Raw genomic sequence first — 3692 nt, 5'->3', positions numbered from 1 at the left:
GTATTTTACAGTAAAAGTTTTGCAGACGTTTAAAGATGAATCGCGATCGCGGATGAGTTTGGATAATTGGGCATATCTACAAACCAAGCAAAACCCAGAACTCAAAGACTTTTTAGCGGAATATGGTTTTAAACATTTAAGCGATTGGGCATTGTTAAATCGTACCCGAGCTAAGCAACTGGAAAAATTATCGATCCGCGATCGCAATTTAGTCGAAATTTTTCATGGGGTTTATCGTCATGACAGAATCCAAAACCGACAAGCAAGTGCAAAATCTAGCTTAAAATCCTGTCCCGATCCTAGCAAAAATCAACTCGAAGAGATGCTCAAACGATTGAAGGAACGGGATATTACCATCAATAGTACATCTGAGTTGATGAAAGCCTTAAAAAACACAGCAACTCAATTACGACAATACGATATTTGGAGTTATCGTGAACCCTTAGAAATTCAAGATTCAGAAACCGGAGGTTACGCATTTAGAAGTGATTTACCACAGACATCAATTTGTGAAGTTGATGTCGAAGAAAGAGAACTTGTTGAATACTTACATGAACAACTGAAACTAACAGCAAATCAAGTTATTGAGCAAGAGATTCGTAATTGTATTACCAAATTAAAAAAAAGTAAAAAATACGCACCTTTTGCAGATAAATTCGTTACCGGTTTGCAATTATATTACAGTGAGCAAAAATCACTGCAAGAAATCACCCATATCTTAAAAATGTCAAGTTGGGATCAAACAAGACGGATATTAAACCCTGGTGAATTAGTTGCAAAAGTTCGCGAGCAAACAACTCTAAATTTACTAGATAGCATTTTAAAATTAGCACAGCAAAAAGGCTTAACTCAAATTCCTCCCACACCAGACTATATTAAAACCCTTGCTGAACAAATCGAAATATTTGCCGATGATGAAGTATTTCAAGCAGCAGCAGAGGAAATTAGAGCGGGTAAAAATCGTTCTTTAAATAGCCCTTACGCACAAATTCTTAAACAAATTTTAAGTAACATACATCAACTAATACCAGCTAATTAATCGGAAATAAGTTATGATTAACTCCCTTGTAAACCCAAGCGATATGAGATTATTAATGCCAGAAACCAATTGGCTTGAAGAAGAACATTTTGACAAAGCTAATGCGATGGTTAACCAGATTCATTCTGAAGCAGAAAAGTGGCAAGCATACTTGAATGCATTAGCATTACTCAGCTTAGAACAATGGTTTCAAGAAAGAACCCCCAACCAAAAAATCACTAGCAATCATGGCGAAATTGCCACAGTTGGTATCTTGAAATTTGGTGGTTTTAAAATAGCTGCGATCGCAACTGAAAATCTACTTGATGAAGTTGTCCAAATACCCCAAAATGTCATTGAAAATCCCGAATTAGTATCCCATTTTTATACAATACTTGAAGTACTAGAAGAAGAGGAACAAGTAATTTTACGTGGCTTTATTCGCTACGATAAATTCATTCAATACCGTGATACCCATAACTTGAAACCCTCACAAAACAACAACTACCAAATACCTTTAGCTTTATTAGATACTGAGCCAAATCATCTATTATTCTATACTAGTTACATCGAACCTACGGCAATTTACTTACCGGAAGTATCTACCCAAACAAAGGTTCAATCAGTTCAAGCATCAGTAAATTCGCAAGTAAATCAAGATATCCAAATCAGCATAACTAAATTAAGTGAATGGCTCCAAAGTATATTTGATGATACTTGGCAAGCTATGGACTTAATGCTTAACCAGGAAGCAAATTTGGTACTTCAGACTCGCAATGTTGAAGCGAATACAAAGCGAGGTAAATTGATTGATTTAGGTATGCAGTTTGGGAATAAAACAGTTGCTTTGCTAGTAAGTATTACAGACGAAAATGAAGACAAATTAGGTATTTTAATTCAATTGTATCCTACAGGTGGGGAAAAATTCCTACCCCCAGATATTAGCTTAATTCTGCTATCAAAAGCCGGAAAAAATCTTCAAGAAGTTCATGCACGTAATCAAGATAACTATATTCAACTTAAACCCTTTCGTGGAGAAGTTGGGAAAAAGTTTAGCATTCAAATTAGTGTTGATGGTGCAACTATTTGTGAAGATTTTGAACTTTAATTTTAAGGAGTCAGGAGTTCAGTAGTCAGGAATCAGAATTTAATTATTTATTCTGAATTCTGAATTCTGCATTTAACTCAAAGAAACGCGATTCCTCAAATAACTGGAAACACTTGAAGCCAACTTAATTCCCAGGTAAAGTATCACCATAGTACAAAGAACTAGGGAAATCCAAAATGAAGCACTTTTCAACATCGAAAAACTTAACATCCAAAAACTAATTAAAACTAAGCCTAAAACATCAGCAATTAACACAGGTAAACGTTCGCTAATTGTCCAAGGTTCAATTATATCAATAATACTTTTTGCTGAAGTTTGAGATGAAATTTTAATTTTGATTGCTGCTAGTAAATTAAACCAAACCTGACTTAATAAAATTATAATTGAACCCCATCCCAACCAAAAAGATGACATGTAAAAACCCAAAAGTTCGACAATAATTGTCGTCACAGTAATAATATAAAATTTATCTAAACGAGTATCTATAACTACCTTTTTTGCCTCAGCTATTTTCTGTAAATCCTTAATAGCCATCCTTCCCTGTTCAACACAAAATAAACACATCGCGATCGCAATTATTTGATGCGCTAATTCCGTACCCCAAATTGCTTGCTTGAAGATACCAATACAAGCAGGAAAAAATAACACAAAAATAATTATAGAGATTCGTTCCATAGTCGATATATCTGATTTCTAGTAATCGTTTAACTTGGCAATTAATTTTACAATTAATTATGCGATCGTAATGCGATTATGATTCTAATCAAATATATCGTAAATAGCAATAGAAGAATCATACATATAATATATCCCCAACGAGAAGTCGGGGATACAATATAGATTAGTTTAAATTAGTTCTTAAACTCACAGAACTAATCGCAAAAGGCATATGAATACCTTGTTCTTTTGCATTCAAAACTAACTTTTTAATTCTACCTTTGCCATCAAATAAACTCAACGGAATTATACCACCACCTTCCCTTTGGCTACGTGCGGCTAAATTAACCTTTCCTAAACTCCTATCTAAATTGTCAAATGCTTCTACCGAAACTAAATATTCAGGATATTTGACAGTATCAGCTTGAATTTTTGTAATTGCTCCAAAAATAGGTTTTTCAAACACAATCCCTAATGGTCCAGGATTACCAAAACCTGTAAATAATAGTGCATCTCCAAGTTCAAAACCAGCAGGAATTTCCGGTGTTTGGTCAAGTCGTAGCAAAGAACCTGAAGCCACACTAACTTGAATTTCTACACCACGATAAGATGTCATTAAAAATGTGGTTGGTAGAGATGTTAACGCTTTACCAACTACTTGCCAATCAATTAGATCGTCTGCTTGAAAATAGCTTTTAATTTCTTCACTTTCTGAAAGTAATGGATGGTTTGCAAGGGAATTTTGTAAACTTGGACGAACAAGTTGAGTTTGTTCCATCTCGGAGTTTGTAATAATCATTTTGCTCCTTCGATCCTGTATTTTATAGATATAGATGAATGCTTACTAATAGTTAGACTCTTGTACCGTCAGTTTCTGGTTTATTCTTGACACTCTTGTCTTCGTTATCT

At 34.3% G+C, this 3692-nt stretch carries 4 protein-coding genes; 2 read left to right on the top strand and 2 right to left on the bottom strand.

Translation table 11 applies throughout. From position 1 onward, the window contains the following. Both CK510_RS32110 and CK510_RS27780 read left to right on the top strand, forming a co-directional pair. On the top strand, positions 1–1039 hold a 1039-nt coding region (locus tag CK510_RS32110), incomplete at its 5' end, for a hypothetical protein (RefSeq protein WP_158224979.1). Positions 1040–1052: 13 nt separating this feature from the next. After that, positions 1053–2126, top strand: coding sequence for a DUF1822 family protein (locus CK510_RS27780; RefSeq protein ID WP_095724726.1), 1074 nt, complete (start codon positions 1053–1055; stop codon positions 2124–2126). A gap of 72 nt (positions 2127–2198) precedes the next feature. On the opposite strand, the gene CK510_RS27775 is transcribed toward CK510_RS27780, so the two are convergent. Beyond that, on the bottom strand, positions 2199–2801 hold the full coding sequence (locus CK510_RS27775; protein ID WP_095724725.1) for a hypothetical protein: 603 nt from the start codon (positions 2799–2801) through the stop codon (positions 2199–2201). A gap of 166 nt (positions 2802–2967) precedes the next feature. Next, positions 2968–3582: a PEP-CTERM sorting domain-containing protein gene (locus CK510_RS27770; RefSeq protein ID WP_143289472.1), complete on the bottom strand. Its 615-nt coding sequence runs from the start codon at positions 3580–3582 to the stop codon at positions 2968–2970. Between the last annotated feature and the right edge of the window lie 110 nt (positions 3583–3692).

Source organism: Brunnivagina elsteri CCALA 953, from assembly GCF_002289455.1.
In the GTDB taxonomy this organism is placed as follows: Bacteria; Cyanobacteriota; Cyanobacteriia; order Cyanobacteriales; family Nostocaceae; genus Brunnivagina; species Brunnivagina elsteri.
The sequence above is the reverse complement of the archived record's forward strand: the minus strand, read 5'-3'. Positions and strand labels throughout refer to the sequence as shown.